Annotated in this window: 20 protein-coding genes; 4 read left to right on the top strand and 16 right to left on the bottom strand. The window is 69.7% G+C overall.

All coding sequences use genetic code 11. The annotated features are described in order from the left end of the window. The first annotated feature begins 73 nt into the window (after nt 1–73). The gene (locus ABZV38_RS18090; protein ID WP_356328092.1) at nt 74–2,293 is read left to right on the top strand and encodes an NB-ARC domain-containing protein; all 2,220 of its coding nucleotides are present in this window, start codon (nt 74–76) and stop codon (nt 2,291–2,293) included. A gap of 17 nt (nt 2,294–2,310) precedes the next feature. On the opposite strand, the gene rpsD is transcribed toward ABZV38_RS18090, so the two are convergent. Beyond that, nucleotides 2,311–2,925 (bottom strand): 30S ribosomal protein S4, encoded by a 615-nt coding sequence (gene rpsD / locus ABZV38_RS18085; RefSeq protein ID WP_352304525.1) that lies wholly within the window; start codon nt 2,923–2,925, stop codon nt 2,311–2,313. Between the two features lie 188 nt (nt 2,926–3,113). On the opposite strand from rpsD, the gene ABZV38_RS18080 reads away from it, so the two are divergent. Continuing rightward, nucleotides 3,114–3,815 (top strand): DUF2470 domain-containing protein, encoded by a 702-nt coding sequence (locus tag ABZV38_RS18080; RefSeq protein ID WP_356328091.1) that lies wholly within the window; start codon nt 3,114–3,116, stop codon nt 3,813–3,815. 29 nt (nt 3,816–3,844) lie between these two features. Here the strand turns inward: ABZV38_RS18080 and ABZV38_RS18075 are convergent, their stop codons facing one another. From ABZV38_RS18075 to ABZV38_RS18060, 4 genes are all read right to left on the bottom strand, one after another. After that, complete coding sequence (locus ABZV38_RS18075) at nt 3,845–5,218, bottom strand: replication-associated recombination protein A (RefSeq protein ID WP_356328089.1); 1,374 nt, start codon at nt 5,216–5,218, stop codon at nt 3,845–3,847. 75 nt (nt 5,219–5,293) lie between these two features. Then, a complete protein-coding gene (locus ABZV38_RS18070; protein WP_356328087.1) occupies nt 5,294–5,929 on the bottom strand; it encodes a vitamin K epoxide reductase family protein in 636 nt (211 codons plus the stop codon). A gap of 357 nt (nt 5,930–6,286) precedes the next feature. Next, on the bottom strand, nt 6,287–7,549 hold the full coding sequence (gene hisS, locus ABZV38_RS18065; protein ID WP_356328085.1) for a histidine--tRNA ligase: 1,263 nt from the start codon (nt 7,547–7,549) through the stop codon (nt 6,287–6,289). A 14-nt stretch (nt 7,550–7,563) separates the two neighbouring features. Continuing rightward, nucleotides 7,564–8,250, bottom strand: coding sequence for an MBL fold metallo-hydrolase (locus tag ABZV38_RS18060; RefSeq protein WP_356328084.1), 687 nt, complete (start codon nt 8,248–8,250; stop codon nt 7,564–7,566). A 159-nt stretch (nt 8,251–8,409) separates the two neighbouring features. Between ABZV38_RS18060 and ABZV38_RS18055 the strand changes: the two genes are divergently transcribed. Together ABZV38_RS18055 and ABZV38_RS18050 are read left to right on the top strand one after the other, a co-directional pair. Further along, the gene (locus ABZV38_RS18055; RefSeq protein WP_356328082.1) at nt 8,410–9,201 is read left to right on the top strand and encodes a peptidylprolyl isomerase; all 792 of its coding nucleotides are present in this window, start codon (nt 8,410–8,412) and stop codon (nt 9,199–9,201) included. Nucleotides 9,202–9,404: 203 nt separating this feature from the next. Further along, nucleotides 9,405–10,634 (top strand): DUF349 domain-containing protein, encoded by a 1,230-nt coding sequence (locus ABZV38_RS18050; protein ID WP_356328080.1) that lies wholly within the window; start codon nt 9,405–9,407, stop codon nt 10,632–10,634. Between the two features lie 76 nt (nt 10,635–10,710). Here ABZV38_RS18050 and ABZV38_RS18045 read toward each other — a convergent pair whose 3' ends face one another. The 11 genes from ABZV38_RS18045 to pdxS all read right to left on the bottom strand — a co-directional run bounded on the left by ABZV38_RS18045 (nt 10,711) and on the right by pdxS (nt 22,453). After that, a complete protein-coding gene (locus tag ABZV38_RS18045; RefSeq protein ID WP_356328078.1) occupies nt 10,711–13,275 on the bottom strand; it encodes a bifunctional (p)ppGpp synthetase/guanosine-3',5'-bis(diphosphate) 3'-pyrophosphohydrolase in 2,565 nt (854 codons plus the stop codon). A 179-nt stretch (nt 13,276–13,454) separates the two neighbouring features. After that, nucleotides 13,455–14,006 (bottom strand): adenine phosphoribosyltransferase, encoded by a 552-nt coding sequence (locus ABZV38_RS18040; protein WP_356328076.1) that lies wholly within the window; start codon nt 14,004–14,006, stop codon nt 13,455–13,457. Continuing rightward, nucleotides 14,006–15,106, bottom strand: coding sequence for a protein translocase subunit SecF (secF, locus tag ABZV38_RS18035; protein ID WP_356328075.1), 1,101 nt, complete (start codon nt 15,104–15,106; stop codon nt 14,006–14,008). The genes ABZV38_RS18040 and secF overlap by 1 nt, the downstream gene beginning before the upstream one ends. Before the next feature lies 1 nt (nt 15,107). Further along, nucleotides 15,108–16,844 carry a protein translocase subunit SecD gene (gene secD, locus ABZV38_RS18030; RefSeq protein WP_356328073.1) on the bottom strand — a complete coding sequence of 579 codons (1,737 nt, stop codon included), beginning with the start codon at nt 16,842–16,844 and terminating at the stop codon, nt 15,108–15,110. 147 nt (nt 16,845–16,991) lie between these two features. Then, complete coding sequence (gene yajC / locus ABZV38_RS18025; RefSeq protein ID WP_356328071.1) at nt 16,992–17,489, bottom strand: preprotein translocase subunit YajC; 498 nt, start codon at nt 17,487–17,489, stop codon at nt 16,992–16,994. A gap of 165 nt (nt 17,490–17,654) precedes the next feature. Further along, a complete protein-coding gene (gene ruvB / locus ABZV38_RS18020) occupies nt 17,655–18,728 on the bottom strand; it encodes a Holliday junction branch migration DNA helicase RuvB (protein ID WP_356328069.1) in 1,074 nt (357 codons plus the stop codon). Nucleotides 18,729–18,799: 71 nt separating this feature from the next. Continuing rightward, entirely contained in the window at nt 18,800–19,426 is a 627-nt protein-coding gene (gene ruvA / locus ABZV38_RS18015; RefSeq protein WP_356328067.1) for a Holliday junction branch migration protein RuvA, read from the bottom strand. Beyond that, nucleotides 19,423–19,995, bottom strand: coding sequence for a crossover junction endodeoxyribonuclease RuvC (gene ruvC, locus ABZV38_RS18010; RefSeq protein WP_356328065.1), 573 nt, complete (start codon nt 19,993–19,995; stop codon nt 19,423–19,425). Before ruvC ends, ruvA begins: the two co-directional genes overlap by 4 nt. Before the next feature lie 122 nt (nt 19,996–20,117). Continuing rightward, entirely contained in the window at nt 20,118–20,870 is a 753-nt protein-coding gene (locus ABZV38_RS18005) for a YebC/PmpR family DNA-binding transcriptional regulator (protein ID WP_030918812.1), read from the bottom strand. A gap of 62 nt (nt 20,871–20,932) precedes the next feature. Further along, nucleotides 20,933–21,526 carry a pyridoxal 5'-phosphate synthase glutaminase subunit PdxT gene (gene pdxT / locus ABZV38_RS18000; protein ID WP_356328063.1) on the bottom strand — a complete coding sequence of 198 codons (594 nt, stop codon included), beginning with the start codon at nt 21,524–21,526 and terminating at the stop codon, nt 20,933–20,935. A 6-nt stretch (nt 21,527–21,532) separates the two neighbouring features. Then, on the bottom strand, nt 21,533–22,453 hold the full coding sequence (gene pdxS / locus ABZV38_RS17995) for a pyridoxal 5'-phosphate synthase lyase subunit PdxS (RefSeq protein WP_356328062.1): 921 nt from the start codon (nt 22,451–22,453) through the stop codon (nt 21,533–21,535). Between the last annotated feature and the right edge of the window lie 194 nt (nt 22,454–22,647).

Genomic DNA, 22,647 nt, shown 5'->3' with positions numbered 1-22,647 from the left:
ACGGATGGGTGGAGCGGGAGTTGCACAAGGGAGATTGTACGGAGAGCTGCCGGACCAGTACTCTGCGTGTTTCATGCGACGCTCCCAGCGCCCCTGCCCCTCCCCCGACGATTCCCCCGCCGCTCCGGGCCCCGGCACCGCGGCCCGCGGCAATCTCCCGGTGGAACTGAACCGATTCGTGGGACGTGACGAGGAGTTGGCCGACCTGGGCCGCCTGCTGACGGAATCGAGACTGGTCACCGTGGTCGGAGTGGGTGGCGTGGGGAAGACCCGGTGTGCCACCCGGGCTGCCGCTCTCCTGCAGAAACGGTACTGCGACGGGGTCTGGATGGTGGAGCTGTCGACTGTCCAGGACTCCGGAATGCTGGAACAGGCCGTGGTCGACGCCCTGGGACTCACCGATCACACCAGCCGCCCGCCCCGCACGACGCTCCTCGAACATCTCGCCGAACGCCGGCTCCTGCTGGTGCTCGACGGCTTCGAGCAAATTGTCGACGCCTGTGCCGAGTTGGTGTGCGCACTGCTGCGCCGGGCCCCGCGGCTGCAGGTGCTGGCTGCCGGGCGCCAGCCCCTGGAACTGGACGGCGAGCTCACCTACCCGCTCGCGCCGATGACCGACGAGGACGCCATGATGCTGTTCGCGGAGCGGGCAGCGGCGGTGCGCCCGGAGTTCCGGCTGACGGAGGACAACCGCGGATCGACGCGGGAGCTGTGCCGTCGGCTGGACGGAATCCCGCTCGCGCTGGAACTGGCCGCCGGGCGGCTGCGCGCCCTGTCCACGGAGCAGGTGGTGCAGCGTCTGGACGACCGCTTCCGACTGCTGACCGGCGCCAGCCGCAGCGCACTGGCGCGCCACCAGACGCTCCGTACGGCCATCGGCTGGAGCCATGAACTGTGTGCCCCGGAGCAGCGGCTGCTGTGGGCGCGACTGTCGGTCTTCGCCGGGCAGTTCGACCTGGAGGCGGTCGAGTACATCTGCAGCGGCCCCGAACTGCCGGCCGAGTCGGTGCTCGATGTGCTGACGGGGCTGCTGGCGCAGTCCGTGGTGCTGCGCGAGGACTCGGCGGTGGGCACCCGCTACCGGATGCTGGACACGGTGCGCGAGTACGGCGCCGACTGGCTGGCCGCCACCGGCGACACGGACCGGTTGCGACGGCGCCACCGGGACTGGTACCTGGGGCTCGCCACCTGGTGCGAGCTCGACTGGTTCAGCTCGCGGCAGGGCGAGGTGGCGGCCCGGGCCGAGAGCGAACTGCCCAATCTGCGCCGGGCGATGGAGTGTTCGCTGGAGTGCCCGGACGAGGCCCATCTGGCGCAGTACCTGGCGGGCACGCTCTGGTTCCTCTGGGTCGGCTGCGGGCGCCTCTCGGAGGGTCGGCACTGGCTCAACCGCGTACTGGAGGAGGAGACACCGTACGAACCCTCCCGGCTCAAGGCGCTGTGGGTGCTCGGGTATGTGGCCGTGGTGCAGGGGGACGCGGCCGGTGCGATCTCCGCGCTGCAGGAGTGCCGGGAGGAGGCGGACCGGACCGGTGACGCGGCGGCCCAGGCCTACGCGGTGCACCGCACGGGCTGTCTGGCCCTCGTCACGGACGACATGGTCCGCGCGGAGGAGCTGCTGCAGGACGCGCTGGTGCGCTACCGGGACCTCGGCGAGCTGAACAGCAATGTGCTGATGGCCCAGATCGAGCTGGCGATGGCGGTCGGGTTCCGCGGGGACCTGGAGGCCGCGGCGGAGATCTGCGAAGAGGTCAGGGAGGTCTGCGAGGACCGCGGGGAGCGGTGGGCGCTCTCGTACGCGCTCTATGTGCTGGCCTACGCGCAGCTGCAGCAGGGGCGGCCGGAGCGCGCCCGGGAGCTGCTCAGGGAGTCCCTGGCGATCGGCCACGCCTTCCATGACCTGCTCGGGTCCGTCCTCACCATGGAACTGCTGGCACTGGTGACGGCGGTCGAGGGGGATGCGGCGGAGGCGGCGGTGCTGCAGGGGGCCGCCGAGCGGATCTGGCCGTCGGTGGGGCTGCCGCTGTTCGGTTCGGCGTACTACGGAAGGCCGCGGGCGGAGTGCGAGCAGCTGGCGCGGCGGGAGCTGGGCGACGCACCGTACGAATCGGGGCGGCGGGCGGGTGCGCAGCTGGATCCGGACGCGGCGGTGGCGCGGGCGCTGGCGTGCCGGCCCCTGGACCGGACGGGCCCGGAGGGGCAGCGGCCCGCTCCCGTACCGCCCCCGGGCGACAGAACGCGGAAGCCCGCCGCCTCCCCGACTTCGGGGAGGGGCGGGCCCGATCGCTGGTGAGAGCGGCTACGCCTGGATCAGCGGGCGTAGTACTCGACGACGAGCTGCTCGTCGCAGATCACCGGGATCTCCTTGCGGTTCGGGTCCCGGTCCAGGCGGAAGGCCAGGGCCTTCAGGTTGACCTGCAGGTAGCGCGGGGTCTCGCCGTCGAGGGCGTAACCACCCTCGCGGGCAACCTGGAAGGGGTGCTTGTCGCGGCTGCGCTCGCGGACCATCACGACGTTGTCGGGACGGACGCGGAAGGACGGCTTGTCGACCTTGCGGCCGTCGACCTCGATGTGGCCGTGGACGACCATCTGGCGGGCCTGGTAGATCGTGCGGGCGATGCCCGAACGCAGGACCAACGCGTCGAGACGGCGCTCGAGCTCGACGACGAGCGCCTCGCCCGTCTTGCCCTCGGCCTTCTTGGCGCGGTCGTAGGCGCGCGCCATCTGGCGCTCGCTGATGTCGTACTGGGCGCGCAGACGCTGCTTCTCGAGCAGACGGACCTTGTAGTCCGAGTTCTGCTTGCGGCCACGGCCGTGCTCGCCCGGCGGGTAGGGGCGGGCCTCGAAGTACTTGACGGCCTTCGGCGTCAGGGCGATGCCGAGCGCACGAGACTTCTTGACCTTGGGACGCGACTGATTAGGCACGTTCTCCAGACCTCCGTTGTGGGTTAGGTTAGGCTCACCTTACTCAAGGAGATCGCATGTCTCGCCCTGGGAACACCACACACGTCACGGACAGCACTGACAGCGTCGACGCAATCGAAGGCGTCGATACGACGGAGGACCGATCAGATCGTGGTCAGCCGCGTCCCAGCGGGCTTGAAAACACACGGATGCCGTCAGCAGCCGAGCGCACACGAACTCTCGTACAGAGTACCTGTTCGGCGGTACTGCTCATCCCCGGGCTCACCGCCGCCGGTTTCGACCAGCTGGTGCCGCTGGACCGCAGCGTAGGACCCGAGGGCGATCTGTTCCTCGAATTTCCCGCTGATTCCCCGGCCGTACGGGCCGCCACGCACGCCCAGGACGACGAGCTGACCGCTGTGCTGGAGATCACGGACGTTGCGCCGGTCTCCGTACCGCACCGCATCCGCGGCCGCGGATGGGTCTCCGGCTGGCTCACCTCCGTACCGGGAATGGCCGGGCCCGGACGGATGATGCTGCGGCTGGAGACCGGTGAGGCGTACGTCGACGACCTGTGGGGCGCCCAGGACGTGGAGCCGGAGGAATTCCGGGACGCCGCCGCCGACCCGCTCGTCGCCCACGAGGCGGAGCTGCTGCAGCATCTGCACGCGGCGCACGGTGAACAGGTGGCGCTGCTCTGCGGGCTGCTGGGCGAGCGGGCGGACGACAGCTGCGCGGCCCACCGGCCCTCGGTCGTGCCGGTCGCGCTCGACCGGCACGGGCTGCGGGTGCGCTGCTGCGAGGCCGACGGGCGGTGCTTCGACGCACGCTTCGAATTTCCCGAGCCGGTGCGCGACGTCACCGAGCTGCGCCACGCGATGCACACGCTGTTCGAAGCGGCCGCACGCTGAACGGGCGCCCCACCGCCGTACGAGCGGCTCTAGGCGTCCGTCGCGGCGTCGGAGCCACCGCGGCCGAGCCGGTCGCGGACCCGGTCCACCACGTCCGCGTACCGCGCCTCCGCGCCGTACCGCGTGGGCCGGTAGTAGCGCTTGTCGTCGACCGCGTCCGGGGCGTACTGCTGGGCGGCGATCCCGCCGGGGACATCGTGCGGATAGACGTAGCCCTGCGCATGGCCCAGCTTGGCGGCCCCCTTGTAGTGGCCGTCGCGCAGATGGGCCGGCACCGGGCCCGCGAGGCCGTTGCGCACGTCCTCCTGGGCGGCGGAGATCGCCAGCGTCGCCGCATTGGACTTGGGTGCGAGCGCCAGCGCGATCGTGGCATGGCTGAGGGTGAGCGCCGCCTCCGGGAAGCCGATCATGGCGACGGCCTGGGCGGCGGCGACCGCAGTGGGCAGCGCCGTCGGGTCGGCGAGGCCGATGTCCTCGCTGGCGGAGATCATCAGCCGCCGGGCTATGAACCGCGGGTCCTCCCCCGCCTCGATCATCCGGGCCAGGTAGTGCAGCGCGGCGTCCACGTCGGAGCCGCGGATCGACTTGATCAGCGCGCTCGCCACGTCGTAGTGCTGGTCGCCGTCCCGGTCGTACTTCACGGCCGCCCGGTCGACGGTCGCCTCGACCGTCCTGAGGGTGATCTCCGTCTCCTGCATGGCGAGGGCCGCACCGGCCGCGGCCTCCAGCGCCGTCAGCGCGCGCCGCGCGTCACCGCCCGCGATACGCAGCAGATGCGCCTCGGCATCCTCGGGCAGTGTGACCGCGCCGCCGAGGCCGCGCTCGTCGGTCAGGGCCCGGCGCATCAGGGCGCGCAGATCGTCGTCGTCGAGCGATTCGAGTGTCAGGAGCAGCGAGCGCGACAGCAGCGGCGAGATGATCGAGAAGTACGGGTTCTCGGTCGTCGCGGCGATCAGCGTCACCCAGCGGTTCTCCACGGCCGGCAGCAGTGAGTCCTGCTGGGCCTTGGAGAAGCGGTGGATCTCATCGAGGAAGAGGACGGTCTCCTTGCCGTAGCCACCGGTGGCGCGGCGGGCGCCCTCGATGACGGCCCGTACTTCCTTGACCCCCGCAGTGATCGCGGAGAGCTCGACGAAGCGCTTGTTGGTGGCCTTGCTGACCACGTACGCCAGAGTCGTCTTGCCGATGCCCGGCGGGCCCCAGAGGATCACCGACGACGGGCCGGCGGGCCCGCCGCTCCCTTCGCCGACGAGGCGGCGCAGCGGCGAGCCCGGCTTCAGCAGATGCTGCTGGCCGACGACCTCGTCGAGGATGCGAGGGCGCATCCGGACAGCGAGGGGGCTGCTGGACGGGTCCTTCTCCTGGCGGTCTTCGGCGGCTGCGGTAAAGAGGTCGGGCTCCACGTTTTGAAGCCTATGTCACGGCACTGACAGCCCGGCCGGGCCGGTCCCTGCTCCCTGCTCCCTGCTCCCAGACGGTCAGCTGGTCCAGAAGTCCCACCAGCGGGTCAGGATCAGCATGCCGATGATGCCGACCCACAGGACCGGCGGCACCCAGTGGAACTCCGTCAGTGCGTTGCGCAGCCAGTTCGGTGCGGGCACGATCCGGTGCTTGATGTTGTGCGTGGTGACGTAGCAGAACATGAAGATCGTGGCGACCCAGGCCAGGCAGCACCACAGGCAGAGCGAGTTGATGTTGTACAGCGACTGGTACTGCAGCCACGTGCAGAAGCCGACGCCGAACAGCGTGCCCGCGTTGAGGCCGAGCCAGTACCAGGTGCGGAAGCGGGCGCCGGCGAGCAGGGCCAGGCCGATCCCGATGACGACGGAGTAGGTGGCGAGTCCCAGCATCGGGTTCGGGAACCCGAAGGCGGACGCCTGCTCGCTCTTCATGATGTTGCCGCACGAGACCACGGGGTTGAGGCTGCAGCCGGGGGTGAAGCTGGGGTCCTCGAGCAGCTTGAACTTGTCGATCGTGATCACCCAGGCGGCGAGGAGACCGGCGGCACCGGTGATCACCAGCAGCAGTGCGAACGCGCGACTGCCGCCGATAGTCCTCTTCCGGCCGTCCTCGTCCTGGTCCGAGGAGGGATGGTCAACCGCTGCAGTCGTCATATCGCCGTTCCATCAGTGAGTGGCCTGCTGGGCATGGTCATTGTGCCGCACCGCCTCACCAGTCATCCGTTCGATGGACATAAAGGTGTACGGAGAGACGCATGCGCGGGCGGCACGGAGCACGCGGCTCCGCGAGCCGCTCCCCGCCATGACCGAACCTTGCGGTAGCTGTGCAGGCGTTACGGGCGGCGGGCAGCCACGACGGGGCCGCCGCCCCGGCTTCCACTGCCGACTGCCGTCTTCCCGGTTCGGTCTCGCCCGCCAGGATGAACCTACTCCTGCAGAGTTGACGGCACGGGGGCGGTGACGCACTGTGCCCGCCCGGTGGACCGAGCGGGCACAGTCGGAAACGGTGGATCAGGCCAGCTTCCGCTGGACCTCGGCGACCAGCGCGTCGAGCGCGACCGGCTGCTGCTCACCCGACTGCATGTCCTTCAGCTGGACCACACCCTCGGCGAGATCGCGTTCGCCCGCGACGACGGTGAAGCGGGCGCCGGACCGGTTGGCGCTCTTCATCGCGCCCTTGAGGCCGCGGCCGCCGAACGCGAAGTCGGCGGCGACGCCCGCTCGGCGCAACTCCGTCACCTTGGCGAACAGCACCCGACGGGCCTCCTCGCCGAGCGGCACCGCGAAGACGCTGGTGGACGCGGGCAGTTCGAGCTCGATGCCCTCGGCCTCCAGCGCGAGCACCGTACGGTCCACGCCGAGCGCCCAGCCGACCGACGGGAGCGCCGGGCCGCCGATCATCTCGGACAGGCCGTCGTAGCGGCCGCCGCCGCCGACTGCGGACTGCGAGCCGAGTCCGTCGTGGACGAACTCGAAGGTGGTGCGGGTGTAGTAGTCGAGGCCGCGGACGAGCTTCTCGTCGTCCTCGTACAGGACACCCGCCGCGGTCAGCAGATCGCGGACCTCCTCGTGGTACGCCTTGCACGCGTCGCACAGGTAGTCGCGCAGGACCGGCGCGCCGGTCAACTGCTTCTGTACCTCGGGGCGCTTGTCGTCGAGGACCCGCAGCGGGTTGAGGTCGATACGGCGGCGGGTCTCGTCGTCCAGGTCGAGCTCGCGCAGGAACTCCTGGAGCGCGTCCCGGTAGACGGGACGGCACTCCTTGTCGCCCAGCGAGTTCAGCAGGATCCGGAAGTTCTGCAGGCCCAGCGTGCGGTATGCCTGGTCGGCCAGGATGATCAGTTCGGCGTCCAGTGCCGGGTCCTCGGCACCGATCGCCTCGGCACCGACCTGCGAGAAGTGCCGGTAGCGGCCCTTCTGCGGGCGCTCGTAGCGGTAGTACGAGCCGGAGTACCAGAGTTTGACCGGCAGGTTGCCGAGCTTGTGGAGGTTGGCCTCCAGTGCGGCGCGCAGCACGGACGCGGTGCCCTCGGGACGCAGCGCCAGCTCGGACCCACCCTTGGTGGTGAGGGTGTACATCTCCTTGGTCACGATGTCGGTGGACTCACCGACTCCGCGCGAGAAGAGTGCGACGTCCTCGAAGCCAGGCGTCTCGATGTAGCCGTAGCCGGAGTTCTTCAGCGGTGCGGAGAGCGCCTCGCGCACCGCGAGGTACGTCGCGGAGTCGGGCGGGGTCAGGTCGTACGTGCCCTTGGGGGCCTTGAAGGTGCTCACGGTTCTAACTCTCGTCACATTCCTCGTCGGGGCGCGTCCAGCCCGTGCAGATACGGGTTCGCGGCGCGCTCGCGGCCGATGGTCGTCTGGGGGCCGTGGCCGGACAGCACCACGGTCGAGTCGTCGAGCGGCAGGCACACACGGGCCAGCGACTCGAGCAGCTCGGCGTGGTCGCCGCCGGGCAGGTCGGTGCGTCCGACGGAGCCGGCGAACAGCAGGTCGCCCGAGAAGAGGATCTGCGGAACATCCGCGGCCTCGGGCATCCTGAACGTCACCGACCCCTTGGTATGGCCGGGCGCATGTGAGACACCGAATTCCAGACCGGCCAGCAACAGCTGCGCACCGTCGCTCAGCTCCTTGACGTCGTCCGGCTCCCCCACCGTCAGCTCGCCCATGAGCGGCATCCCGATGGAGCGGCCGAGGGCCTTCTCCGGGTCGCTCATCATGTACCGGTCCTCGGGGTGGATCCAGGCGGGGACGTCGTGTGCACCGCACACCGGGACGACCGAGGCGACATGGTCGATGTGCCCGTGGGTGAGCACAACGGCGACAGGCTTCAGCCGATGCTTCTTCAGCGCATCCTCGACTCCCTGGGTGGCCTGGTGGCCCGGGTCGATGATCACGCACTCCTCACCTGCGGCGGGGGCGACCACGTAGCAATTGGTCCCCCAGGCCCCGGCGGGGAACCCGGCAATGAGCACGATCGTCCTTAATGGTCGTCCGACGGAGGGGTGCGGCCGACTGCGGCTGAGCAGGTCGCGGCAGTTCAGAGCCTACCGGCGCTCCTCATTCCACAGCTAACCCATATACGGTACGGGGCAACCCAGGCCCGATCACACGACGTACAAGGAGATCACCCGGTGGTCAGCAGCGATCAGCGGCGGCGGCAGCTCGCCAGGGAGAAGTTCGAGCGGCAGCAGCAGCGCCGGGAGGAGGCCCGCAGCAGGACCAGGCGACTTACCGCCGTCATCGCGTCCGCGCTGGCCGTGGTGGCGGTCGTCGGAGTTGCCGCGTTCGTCTCCCTCGGCGGCGACGACAAGGACAAGAACGACGCGTCGTCGAGCACCAGCCCGTCCCCCTCCGCCTCGCCCTCGGCGAGCGAGAGCAGTGCGCCCGAACCCGCGATGAAGATCGACAAGAAGTCGAAGTACACGATGTCGCTGAAGACGAGCCAGGGCGACATCGCGTTCACGATGGACGCGGCGAAGACGCCGCACACGACGAACTCGTTCAAGTCGCTCGCGGACAAGGGCTTCTTCGACGGTACGAAGTGTCACCGGCTCACCACGCAGGGCATTTTCGTCCTGCAGTGCGGTGACCCCAAGGGCGACGGCACGGGCGGCCCGGGCTACACGATCCCGGACGAGAACCTGACCGCGCTGGGCAAGGCGGGCAAGGACGGCACGGTGACGTACCCGGCGGGCACGGTGGCGATGGCCAACACGGGTCAGGCGCACACCGGTGGCAGCCAGTTCTTCCTGGTGTACAAGGACAGCAAACTGCCGCCGAGCTACACGCCGTTCGGCACGATGGACGACGCCTCGCTGAAGGCCGTGAAGACGGTCGGGACCGCCGGTGTCACCGGTGGCGCGGCCGACGGTGCCCCGAAGAAGGCCGTCACCATCTCGAAGGCGGCCGTCGACAAGGCCTGAGCCGACCGGGGCGGCCGGTCCGGCGAGCCCGGTCCGGCCGTCGGGGTGCGGGCCGAAGAATTCGGCCGCGCTGAGTGCGGACAGCCGGGCGGCCGGTCGCCTAGATTGGCGTTGTGCAGGGCGGGCGCGCAGCCCGCCCCAGGAAACTGTGGACGATGCCAGGGGGGCGAACCCTCTCACAGGCATCAGGTGGAGGAGGCGCTGTGAGCAGCGACCCGTGGGGCCGCGTCGACGAGACGGGCACCGTGTACGTGCGTACAGCCGATGGCGAGCAGGTTGTCGGATCGTGGCAGGCCGGCTCACCCGAGGAGGCTCTGGCCTACTTCGAGCGCAAGTACGAGGGCATCGTGGTCGAGATCGGCCTCCTCGAGCGGCGGGTGAAGACCACCGACCTGTCGGCGAAGGACGCAACGACCGCCATCGAGCATCTGCGTCAGCAGGTCGACGAGCATCACGCGGTCGGTGACCTCGACGCGTTGCGGAAGCGGCTGGACGCGCTGGTCGCGACGGTCGAGTCCCGCCGCGAGGAGCGCAAGGTCCAGAAGGCGAAGCAGACCGACGAGGCGAAGCACGCCAAGGAGGCGCTGGTCGTCGAGGCCGAGGAGCTGGCGCAGAGCGAGCAGTGGCGCTCCGCGGGCGAGCGGCTGCGGGCGCTCGTCGACACGTGGAAGGGCCTGCCGCGGCTCGACCGCAAGTCGGACGACGAACTGTGGCACCGCTTCTCGCACGCCCGCTCGGCGTTCTCCAAGCGCCGCAAGGCCCACTTCGCCTCGCTGGACGCCCAGCGCGAGGAGGCCCGCAAGGCCAAGGAGAAGCTGGTCGTCGAGGCCGAGGCACTGTCGGGTTCCACCGACTGGGCGGCGACGGCCGCGCGCTACCGCGACCTGATGACGGAGTGGAAGGCGGCGGGCCGCGCCCAGCGCGAGGCGGAGGACGATCTGTGGAACCGCTTCCGCGGTGCGCAGGACGTCTTCTTCGCCGCCCGCGGTGAGGTCTTCGCCGAGCGGGACGCGGAGCAGGGCGAGAACCTCAAGCTGAAGGAGGAGCTCGCGGTCGAGGCCGAGAGGCTGGTGCCGGTGAAGGACCTGAAGGCGGCCAGGGCCGCGTTCCGTGCCATCAACGAGCGCTGGGAGGCCATCGGCCACGTGCCGCGTGACGCCCGCCCGAAGATCGAGGGGCGGATGCAGGCGGTGGAGCGGGCCCTCCAGGAGGCTGAGGAGTCCGAGTGGCGCCGGACGAACCCGGAGGCGCGTGCGCGCGCCGAGGGTCTGACCGGTCAGCTGCAGGCTGCTGTGGACAAGCTGCGTACGCAGATCGACACGGCGCGCGCCGCGGGCAACAACGCCCGGGCCGACAAGCTGGCCCGTGAGCTGGAGGGCCGCCAGGCGCTGCTGGACCAGGCGCTGAAGGGCCTGGAGGAGTTCGGCGGCTGACAGGTACCGCAACACGAGGCAGGGGCTCCCGTACGTGTCGTACGGGAGCCCCTGCCTCGTGTGTGCCCCGAGCGCGTTACGGCCTGCGGGCCGAGGTCACTCGGTAGACGTCGTAGACGCCCTCCACGCCCCGTACGGCCTTCAGAACGTGGCCGAGGTGCTTCGGGTCGCCCATCTCGAAGGTGAAGCGCGAGGTGGCCACCCGGTCCCGCGAGGTCTGCACAGCCGCCGACAGGATGTTGACGTGCTGGTCGGACAGGACACGTGTGACGTCCGAGAGCAGCCGCGACCGGTCCAGGGCCTCGACCTGGATGGCGACCAGGAAGACCGAGGACTGGGTGGGTGCCCACTCGACCTCGAGGATCCGCTCCGGCTGCTGCGACAGCGAGTCGACGTTGACACAGTCGGCGCGGTGCACGGAGACGCCGCTGCCACGGGTGACGAAGCCGATGATCGGGTCGCCGGGGACGGGCGTACAGCAGCGCGCCAGTTTGACCCAGACGTCCTCGACGCCCTTGACGACCACACCGGGATCGGTGTTGGACCGGCGCTTGAGGCGGCTGCGGGACGGCGGCGAGCTCTCCGCGAGGTCCTCGTTGGCGGCGTCCTCCCCACCGAGCGCCTGCACCAGCTTCTGCACGACGCCCGCGGCCGCGACATGGCCCTCGCCGATCGCCGCGTACAGCGACGAGATGTCGGGGTAGCGCATCTCGTGGGCGAGCGTGACCAGGGAGTCGCCGGTCAGGATCCGCTGGATCGGCAGGTTCTGCTTGCGCATGGCGCGCGCGATGGCGTCCTTGCCCTGCTCGATCGCCTCGTCGCGGCGCTCCTTGGAGAACCAGGCGCGGATCTTGTTCCGGGCGCGCGGCGACTTGACGAAGCCGAGCCAGTCCCGGGACGGTCCCGCGCCGGCCGCCTTGGAGGTGAAGACCTCCACCAGGTCGCCGTTGTCGAGGGTCGATTCGAGCGGGACGAGCCGCCCGTTGACCCGTGCTCCTATGGTCCGGTGGCCGACCTCCGTATGCACGGCGTACGCGAAGTCGACCGGTGTCGCACCTGCGGGGAGCGCTATGACGTCGCCCTTGGGCGTGAAGACGAAGACCTCGTTGCGGGAGAGGTCGAAGCGCAGCGAGTCCAGGAACTCGCTGGGGTCCTCGGTCTCCTTCTGCCAGTCCAGGAGCTGGCGCAGCCACGCCATGTCGTTGACGGTGTCCTGGCCGCGGCCGGTGTTCTTCGGTACGTCGGTACGGACCTTGGAGGCGCCCGCGACGGCCTCCTGCTTGTACTTCCAGTGCGCGGCGATGCCGTACTCGGCGCGGCGGTGCATGTCAAAGGTGCGGATCTGCAGCTCGACGGGCTTGCCGCTGGGACCGATCACCGTGGTGTGCAGCGACTGGTACATGTTGAACTTGGGCATCGCGATGTAGTCCTTGAACCGGCCGGGGACCGGATTCCATCGCGCATGCACGGTGCCGAGTGCCGCGTAGCAGTCCCGGACGGTGTCGACAAGGACGCGGATGCCCACCAGGTCGTAGATCTCGGCGAAGTCCCGGCCCCGCACGATCATCTTCTGGTAGACGCTGTAGTAGTGCTTCGGGCGCCCGGTGACGGTGGCCTTGATCCGGGCGGCGCGCAGGTCGGCCTGGACCTCGTCGGTCACTATGGCGAGGTATTCGTCGCGCTTGGGCGCCCGCTCGGCGACGAGACGGACGATCTCGTCGTACATCTTGGGGTAGAGGATCGCGAAGGCGAGGTCCTCCAGCTCCCACTTGATGGTGTTCATGCCCAGGCGGTGTGCCAGGGGCGCGTAGATCTCGAGCGTCTCGCGGGCCTTCTTCTCCTGCTTCTCCCGCTTGAGATAGCGCATGGTGCGCATGTTGTGCAGCCGGTCGGCGAGCTTGATGACGAGGACCCGGGGGTCCTTGGCCATGGCGACGACCATCTTGCGTACGGTCTCGGCCTGCGCGGCCTCGCCGAACTTGACCTTGTCGAGCTTGGTGACGCCGTCGACGAGCAGCGCGACCTGGTCGCCGAAGTCGCGGCGCAGCGTGTCGAGGCCGTACTCGGTGTCCTCCACCGTGTCGTGCAGCAGTCCCGCCATCAGCGTCGCCGGGTCCATGCCGAGTTCGGCGAGGATCGTCGTGACGGCCAGCGGGTGCGTGATGTACGGGTCGCCGCTCTTGCGCTTCTGGCCGCGGTGCCAGCGCTCGGCGACCTGATAGGCGCGCTCGATCTGACGCAGCGTGGACGTCTCGATCTTGGGGTCGTTGCTGCGGACGGCGCGCAGCAACGGTTCGAGGACCGGGTTGTACGGGCTGGAGCGCTGCACCCCGAGCCGGGCGAGCCTGGCCCGTACCCGGTTGGAGGAGCCGCCGGCACGAGCCACGGCGCCGGCCGGTGCCACGGCCTTGACGGCGGGCTTGGCCGGGGGCTTCGGGGCGGTCGGCGGCGCAGCGGGGGCGGGCCGGTCGGCGGCGGACCCGTTCGCCTTGATAGGCGCCTGCGCCGGGCTGCGCACGGGTTCGGGGGCCGGGGGCTTCGGCTTCTCCTTCGCCGCGGGCTGCTTCTTCCCGGGCGTGGCTGGGACCGCCGCGGGCTTATCGGGCTGCGGGGCGGCGACTGGCTGGGCCTCGTCTGGCAAGAGCGCTCCTCGTGCGGATCCGGACACCCGGAAGACCATCGTATCGACCCTGCGGCCGGACCTCCCCCGGGGACGGTGAGACCCTTCACAACGCAGGACGGGCACCCGGCTGTTCCCGGGTGCCCGTCCTGCGTGTGCAGGCGTGCCGTCCGCGTACGGTCCGCTACTGCGGGCGACGCTCAGATCGTGATCAGAGCCTCCAGCGGGGCACCCGCGAGCCCCTGCTCCAGCCGGGCCCGGCCGGCGAGGAAGCCGAGCTCCATGAGGACCGCGACGCCCGCGACCTGGGCACCGGCCCGCCGGATCAGCTCCAGCGAGGCCTCGGCGGTGCCGCCGGTGGCGAGGACGTCGTCGATGACCATGATCCGGTCGTCGGGGGCGAGGTCCTCGGCGTGGACCTCGATCTCCGCGGTGCCGTACTCCAGCTCGTACGCCTGGCTGAGCGTGGCTCCGGGCAGCTTCCCGGCCTTGCGGACGGGTACGAAACCGAGCCCGGCCCGGACCGCGACCGGCGCGGCCAGGATGAAGCCACGCGCCTCCAGACCGACGATCTTCGTGGCACCGTGCCGGACGCACAGCTCCGCGAGGGAGTCGGTGAGAGCCGTGAACGCGACCGGGTCCGCGAGCAGCGGGGTGATGTCCTTGAACATCACCCCCGGCTTCGGGTAGTCCGCCACGTCACGGATCCGGCTGAGCAGCAGTTCCCTGATGCTCTCGGTGGTGCTGGTCATCAGTGCTTCCCCGGGGTCCGGCCGTGGCCCCTGGGCTGCTGGCGCTGGCCGACCACCGCAGCGGCGGGTGCGGTGGTCGCAGGGACGTCGTCGCCGTACGACTGCTCGTCATCGGCTGACTCGCCCTTGGCGGCAGCCGCCGCGCGCTTGGCGAGAATCCGCTTCTTCAGGGCCTTCATCTGCGGCTCGCGTTCCTTGAGGTCGGCGACCAGCGGGGTGGCGATGAAGATCGAGGAGTACGCACCGGCGGCGAGACCGACGAAGAGCGACAGCGAGATGTCGTTCAGCATGCCGGCGCCGAGGACACCGCCACCGATGAACAGCAGACCGGCGACCGGCAGCAGCGCCACGACGGTGGTGTTGATGGAACGCACCAGCGTGCCGTTGATCGAGCGGTTGGCGATCTCGCTGTACGTCCAGCGGGTCTGCTTGGTGATCCCCTTCGTGCCCTCCTTGAGGCTGTCGAAGACGACGACCGTGTCGTACAAGGAGTAACCGAGGATGGTCAGCAGACCGATCACGGTGCCCGGGGTGACCTCGAAGCCGACCAGGGCGTAGATACCGACCGTGATCGTGATGTCGTGGATCAGCGCGACCAGGGCCGCGATCGCCATCCGCCACTCGAACGCGATGGCCAGGTAGATCACCACGAGGATCATGAAGATGCCGAGGCCGGTCCAGGCCTTGTTGGCGATCTGCTCACCCCAGCTGGGGCCGACCAGGTCGGCATTGATCTTCTCCTCGGGGACCTTGAGGTCCTTGGAGAGATCCGCCTTGATCGCGTCGGACTTCGCCAGGTCGACTTCGGTGATCTGAATACGCAGACCGCCGTTGCCGAGCTTCTGGACGATCGCCTGGTGGCCGGAGGCGGAGACTGCGGATTCCTCCGCCTGGGCGACCGAGGCGCTGGTCGACGGAGTGGTGAAGACCGCGCCACCCTTGAACTCGATCCCCATGTTGAGGCCGCTGACCGCCAGGGCGACGACAGCCGTGATGGTGATCAGGATCGAGATGCCGTACCAGATCTTGCGCTTGCCGATGAAGTCGTAACCGACCTCGCCGCGGTAGAGCCGGGAGCCGAGACTGCCGAGTCGCGACATCTCACGCCTCCTTCGGGTCGGTGGGGGCGTTGACACGACGCGTGCGACGCAGCGGCGGCTTGGCGCCGAGCCGCTTCGGGTCCAGGCCGGACCACGGGTGACCGCCGGAGAAGAACTTCGTACGGGCCATCAGCGTCATGACGGGCTTGGTGAAGAGGAACACCACGACCACGTCGAGCAGCGTGGTGAGACCCAGTGTGAAGGCGAAGCCCTGGACCTTGCCGACGGTGACGATGAAGAGCACCGCGGCGGCGAGGAACGACACGAAGTCGGAGACCAGGATGGTGCGCCGGGCACGCGGCCAGGCACGCTCGACGGCCGGACGCAGCGTGCGGCCGTCGCGGATCTCGTCCCGGATGCGTTCGAAGTACACGATGAACGAGTCCGCGGTGATACCGATCGCCACGATGGCACCACAGACCGCGGGGAGGTTCAGCGCGAAGCCGATGGCCGGGCCGAGCAGCGACATGAGCGTGTAGGTCAGGATGCCGGAGACCAGGAGGCTCAGGAGCGCGATGAGCGCAAGGCCGCGGTAGTAGGCCACCAGGTAGATGACGACCAGGGCCAGACCGATCGCACCGGCGATCAGGCCCGCCTGGAGCTGCTCACCGCCGAGCGCGGCGGTGACGGTGGTGACCGTGTCCTCGTCGAAGGACAGCGGGAGCGCACCGTACGACAGCACGTTCGCCAGGTCCTGGGCGGACTGCTGGGTGAAGCTGCCGGAGATCTCGGCGCTGCCGCTGAGCGTCTCGTTCACCTGGGGCGCGGAGACGACCTCGCCGTCGAGCGCGATGGCGAACTGGTTCATCGGCGACTGCTGCTGGGACAGCTTGGAGGTGATCTGCTGGAACTTCTTCGAGCCCTTGTCGGTGAAGTCCATCTGCACGATCCACATGCCGCGCTGCTGGTCGATCGCGGCCTTGGCGCTGTCCACGTCCGTACCGGAGACCTCGGCCGGGCCGAGGACGTACTTGGCGTCGCCCTCGGAGCTGCACGCGATCGTGGTGTCGGTGGGCTTCGCGTTGGCACCGGCCTTCGCACGGCCCGCCTTGGTGGAGCAGTCCAGAGCGGCGAACCGCTTCTGGAGCTCGGCGGTGGCCGGGTCGACCGAGGCCGAGGGGCTCGCGGACGCCTTCGGCGCGCCGGAGGCGCTGGCGCTGGGCGACGTGTCCTTCGTCAGGGCGCCGGTGACCGCGCGGCCCTGGGTGGTGGCGCTGGCCGAGGGGGTGGCCTTCGAACCGGAGGCTGTCTCCTTGTTGCTGGGCGACGCGCTCGGCTTGGCCGAGCCCGATGCCGACGGGCTGGCGGTGTCCGTGGGCGTGGCCTGGCCTGCGGTTACGGTGAGCACGGGCCGGAAGTAGAGCTGGGCGGTCGTACCGACCTGTTCCCGGGCCTGCTTCGAGTTCGTCCCCTTGGGGATGTTGACGATGATGTTGTCCCGGCCCTGGGTCTGGACCTCGGCCTCGGAGACACCCAGACCATTGACACGGCGTTCGATGATGCTGACCGCGGTGTCCATGTTGGTCGGGTTGATCGCGTCGGGCTTGCCGGGCTGGCTCTTCGCCTTGAGCGTGATCGACGTGCCGCCCGCCAGGTCGATACCCAGCCGAGGCGTGGTGTGACCGGACAAGAACATCCCGCCGGCGAGCGCGACCATGGCGATCAGGATCAGAGCCAGGGCACGCCCCGGCCTGCCCTGGCCGCCGGACGGCCCTCGGCCCTTCTTCGGTGCTGCCACCTTCTCGTTTCTCCCTGTCCAACCGCCCCGCGCCGGGTACGCGCCCGAGCGGCCACGAAGTGTTGTGGGGACCTGCCCCCGCAGAAGACCGCACGTTCTGGGGGATGCCGGACGCCGGTGGGCTCACAGCATCCCCCGGGTCGTGACCTACTTCGCGTCGGCCTCGCCGTCGGCCTTGTCCTCGGACTTCTTGTCGGCCTTGGCGTCCTTCGGCTCGACGTCGTCGGCCTTCTTGCCCAGGTCGATCTTGGCGTCGTCCGAGGAGTCCTCGTCCGCGTCGGCCTCGACGGGCTTGTCGGAGCCGGCCGTCTCGGTCAGCGAGGAGGCGTCGTCCGGCACGATCGCGCCGTCGATGTCGTCGCCGTCACCGTGGACGATCCGGTTGTACTCCGCGTCGTCGAGGACGGCGCCGATGGCGTTCTTGCCGTAGATGGCGTGGACGCCGGGTGCGATCTCAAGGACAACCGTGTCGTCGTGCAGCTCCTTGACGGTGGCGTACATGCCCCCGATCGTCCGGACGCCGGTGCCGGGCTGCATCTCGTTGCGCATCTGCGCGGCGGCAGCCTGCTTCTTCTTGGCGGACCGGGTCATCAGGAACATGGCCCCGATGAGCACGATGAAGGGGAGGAGAGTCACGGGATTCACGGGACGAGTTTCCTTCGCACGACCGCGCTGAAATGCGGCCTGATCTACGGGGGTGGGTACGCCGCCCTGTACGGACGGCATCGGCGGAGTCTAAGCGAGTCCGCATCGATGGAACAACGCCCAGCATGGCACCGTGGTTCCAGATCTGGGCCAACCTGTGACGCATCACGCCCCAAAAAGACCCTGTTGTCCCTTTCCGCCATGAGGCGGGGGGACGAGACCCAGATGGGTCCAGGCCGCCGGGGTGGCGACCCGGCCCCTCGGCGTCCTGGCCAGCAGCCCTTCCCGTACCAGGAAGGGCTCCGCGACCTCCTCGACCGTCTCGCGCTCCTCCCCCACAGCCACCGCGAGGGTGGACAGGCCGACCGGGCCGCCGCCGAAAAGCTTCAGCAGTGCGCCGAGCACCGCCCGGTCCAGCCGGTCCAGGCCCCTGGCATCGACCTCGTACACCCCGAGGGCCGCGGCGGCGACGGTGCGGTCGATCCGGCCGTCCGCCTTGACCTGGGCATAGTCGCGGACGCGGCGCAGCAGCCGGTTGGCGATACGGGGCGTGCCGCGGGAGCGGCCGGCGATCTCGGCGGCGCCCTCGGCGTCTATCGCGAGGTCGAGGAGGCGGGCGGAGCGGTGGATGACGCGTTCCAGCTCGGCGGGGGCGTAGAACTCCATGTGGCCGGTGAAACCGAAGCGGTCCCGCAGCGGGGGCGGCAGGAGTCCGGCCCGGGTGGTGGCGCCGACCAGGGTGAAGGGCGGCAGCTCCAGCGGGATGGCGGTGGCGCCGGGCCCCTTGCCGACGATGACATCGACCCGGAAGTCCTCCATCGCCATGTAGAGCATCTCTTCGGCGGGCCGTGACATGCGATGGATCTCGTCGAGGAAGAGAACCTCGCCCTCCTGGAGGGAGGAGAGGATCGCGGCGAGATCGCCCGCGTGCTGGATGGCGGGACCGGAGGTGATCCGGATCGGGGCGCCCATCTCGGCGGCGATGATCATGGAGAGGGTGGTCTTGCCGAGGCCGGGGGCGCCGGAGAGCAGGACGTGGTCGGCGGTGGCGCCGCGGGCGCGGGCCGCCTTCAGGACCAGGTCGAGCTGTTCGCGCACCTTCTCCTGGCCGACGAACTCGTCGAGGTCCTTCGGCCGCAGGGCGGCTTCGACCGCGGTGTCCTCCCCGTCCGCGCCGGCGTCGACGAGGCGCTCGTCGAGCGGCTCGTCGGTGTCGGGTCCGGTCTCGTCCCAGTTCATTCGGTCAGTTCCGCCTCGGTGTTTCGGTGCCGGGCCGTGCGATGCCCGTGCGTCGGGGGTGTCGCGTCGGGTCAGCGTGCGCGGTTGAGGGTCTGCAGTGCGGCGCGCAGCAGCTGCGGTACGGGCGGCTGGGCGCCCTCGGCAAGGGCGGCCTCGGCCTGCGGGGCGACGGCGGAGACCGCTTCGTCGGCCTCACGGGTCGCGTAGCCGAGGCCGATCAGGGCGGCCTGCAGCTGCTCGCGCCAGGAGGAGGAGACGGCGGTGCCGATGCCTTGTCGGCCGATGTGGGCGCCGACGGGCTCGCCGAGCCTGTCCTTCAGTTCGAGGAGGAGCTTCTGCGCGCCCTTCCTACCGATGCCGGGGACAGCGGTGAGCGCCTTCTCGTCGTCGGCGGAGACGGCGAGGCGCAGGGCGTCCGGGCTGTGCACGGCCAGCATCGCCTGGGCGAGCCTCGGGCCGACGCCGCTGGCGGTCTGCAGGAGCTCGAAGACCTGCCGCTGGTCGTCGTCGGCGAAGCCGTAGAGCGTCAGCGAGTCCTCCCGCACGACGAGGGAGGTGGCCAGCCTGGCCTGCTGGCCGATCCGCAGGTCGGCGAGGGTGTGGGGGCTGCACTGGACGGCCATGCCGATGCCACCGACCTCGATCACGGCCGTGGTCGGGGCGAGCGCGGCGACGGGGCCGCTGACGAAGGCGATCATCGGGGGACCTTCCGGACGGGAGCTGCGGGGGTACGGGGAACGCGCGGGGTGCGGGCCGCGGCCGCTGCCGCATGCGCCTGCTGGAGGCGGTTGACGACCGGGGCCCGCCAGATATGGCAGATGGCGAGGGCCAGCGCGTCGGCCGCGTCGGCCGGCTTCGGCGGGGCGTCGAGCCTCAGCAGCCGGGTGACCATGGCCCCGACCTGCGCCTTGTCGGCGCGGCCGCTGCCAGTGACGGCGGCCTTGACTTCACTGGGGGTGTGCAGGGCGACGGGGATGCCGCGGCGGGACGCGCAGAGCATGGCGACCGCACTGGCCTGGGCGGTGCCCATCACCGTACGGACGTTGTGCTGGCTGAACACCCGCTCCACGGCGACGAATTCGGGACGGTACTCGTCGAGCCACTCCTCGATGCCCCGCTCGATGGCGACCAGCCGGTGGCCGAGCTCCGCATCGGCCGGGGAGCGCACGACGCCGACCCCGCGCATCGTCAGGGGGCGGCCCGCGACGCCTTCGACGACGCCGACACCGCACCGGGTCAGCCCCGGGTCCACGCCCAGTACCCGCATGAAGCGCCCCCTCTGCCGATCGGTCAACTGTTCCCGCAGGCTATCGGCTCGCACTGACAATGCGACGGGCCGACGGGGTGTGTCCCCGTCGGCCCGTGCGCAGAGGCTGTGGTGAGTGCGCCTCAGGCGTCGACCTTCTCCATGACCTCGTCCGAGACGTCGAAGTTGGCGAAGACGTTCTGCACGTCGTCGCTGTCCTCCAGCGCGTCGATCAGCTTGAAGATCTTGCGCGCGCCTTCCTCGTCCAGCTCGACCTGCATGGTGGGCAGGAAGTTGGCCTCGGCGGAGTCGTAGTCGATGCCGGCCTGCTGGAGCGCGGTACGGACCGCGACCATGTCGGTGGCCTCGCTGACGACCTCGTAGGACTCACCGAGGTCGTTGACCTCCTCGGCGCCCGCGTCGAGCACCGCACCGAGGACGTCGTCCTCGGTCAGCTCGCCCTTGGGGACGATGACGACGCCCTTGCGGTTGAAGAGGTACGAGACCGAACCCGGGTCGGCCATCGAACCGCCGTTGCGGGTCATCGCGACCCGCACGTCGGAGGCGGCACGGTTGCGGTTGTCGGTGAGGCACTCGATGAGCACCGCGACACCGTTCGGGCCGTAACCCTCGTACATGATCGTCTGGTAGTCGACGCCGCCCGCTTCGAGACCGCCACCGCGCTTGACCGCGGAGTCGATGTTCTTGTTCGGGACGGAGCTCTTCTTGGCCTTCTGGATCGCGTCGACGAGGGTCGGGTTGCCCTCGGGGTCCACACCGCCGGTACGGGCCGCGACCTCGATATTCTTGATCAGCTTCGCGAAGAGCTTGCCGCGCTTGGCGTCAATCACGGCCTTCTTGTGCTTCGTCGTAGCCCATTTAGAGTGGCCGGACATCTGCCTGTCTCCTTCGCGTCACCAATTTCTTAACGAACCCGAGAGATCCTACCGGGATCGAGTCAGCAGACTGCGCGCACCATGTCGACGAAGAACGCGTGAACTCGATGGTCCCCGGTCAGTTCCGGGTGAAATGACGTCGCCAGGGCGTTCCCCTGCCGTACGGCGACGATGTGACCGCCGTGCTCGGCCACGACCTGGGCCTGCGCGCCGACCGACTCCACCCAGGGTGCCCGGATGAAGACGCCCTCGACCGGACCGCCGTCGATTCCGGTGACCTCGACGGCCGCCTCGAAGGACTCGTTCTGCCGCCCGAAGGCGTTACGGCGCACGATCATGTCGATGCCGCCGATGGTCTCCTGGCCCGAGCGCGGGTCGAGGATCTTGTCGGCCAGCAGGATCATTCCCGCGCAGGTGCCGTAGACCGGCATTCCGGCGCGTACCCGCTCGCGCAGCGGTTCCAGCATGCCGAACAGGACGGCCAGCTTGGACATGGTGGTGGACTCGCCGCCGGGGATGACGAGACCGTCGACCTCGGCGAGCTCCTCGGGGCGCCGGACCGGCCTGGCCAGGGCATCAGCCGAGGCCAGGGCGATCAGGTGCTCCCGTACGTCGCCCTGAAGAGCCAGGACTCCGATCACAGGGGTGTCGCTCATCAGTGACTACCAGCCGCGGTTGGCGTAGCGCTCGGTCTCGGGCAGGGTGTCGCAGTTGATGCCGACCATGGCCTCGCCCAGGTTGCGGGAGGCGTCCGCGATGATCTTCGGGTCGTCGTAGAAGGTGGTGGCCTTCACGATGGCGGCGGCACGCTTGGCCGGGTCGCCGGACTTGAAGATGCCGGAGCCGACGAAGACACCCTCGGCGCCCAGCTGGCGCATCAGCGCGGCGTCCGCCGGGGTGGCGACGCCACCCGCGGAGAACAGGACGACGGGCAGCTTGCCGAGCTCGGCAACCTCCTTGACCAGCTCGTACGGGGCGCGGAGCTCCTTGGCCGCGGCGTACAGCTCGTTGTTGTCGTAGCCGCGCAGCCGGGCGATCTCGTTCTTGATCTGGCGCAGGTGGCGGACCGCCTCGACGACGTTGCCGGTGCCGGCCTCGCCCTTCGAGCGGATCATGGCCGCACCCTCGGCGATGCGGCGCAGCGCCTCGCCCAGGTTGGTGGCACCGCAGACGAACGGCGTGGTGAAGGCGAACTTGTCGCTGTGGTTGACCTCGTCGGCCGGGGTGAGGACCTCGGACTCGTCGATGTAGTCGACGCCGAGGGACTGCAGGACCTGGGCCTCGACGAAGTGGCCGATGCGGGACTTCGCCATCACGGGGATGGAGACGGCCTCGATGATCTCTTCGATCATGTTGGGGTCGGACATCCGGGCCACGCCGCCGTCCTTGCGGATGTCGGCGGGCACCCGCTCGAGGGCCATGACGGCCACCGCGCCCGCATCCTCGGCGATCTTCGCCTGCTCGGCGTTGACGACGTCCATGATCACGCCGCCCTTGAGCTGCTCGGCCATGCCGCGCTTGACGCGGGCGGTGCCGGTCGCCGGGGAGTCGGTGGACTGCGGGGTGCTGGGAAGCGTGGACACGGATCGACCTCACTCGGAGAAAAAGATGCTGATAGTGCTCGTTGGTGCTCTGCTGAGCAAACTCCTCGGGACCAGTCCACAGCAAGGGCCAATGGCAGGCCGGTGGATCGTTTTGGCGACGTACGGCCGCTTACGGGGTGAACAGCGCGCCTTGTGCGGACGGGGAGCGGGGCCCCACTCGGCACGAGCGGCAG

Origin of the sequence: Streptomyces sp. NPDC005181 (assembly GCF_040608395.1) — a bacterium.
Lineage (GTDB): Bacteria > Actinomycetota > Actinomycetes > Streptomycetales > Streptomycetaceae > Streptomyces.
The sequence above is the reverse complement of the archived record's forward strand: the minus strand, read 5'-3'. Positions and strand labels throughout refer to the sequence as shown.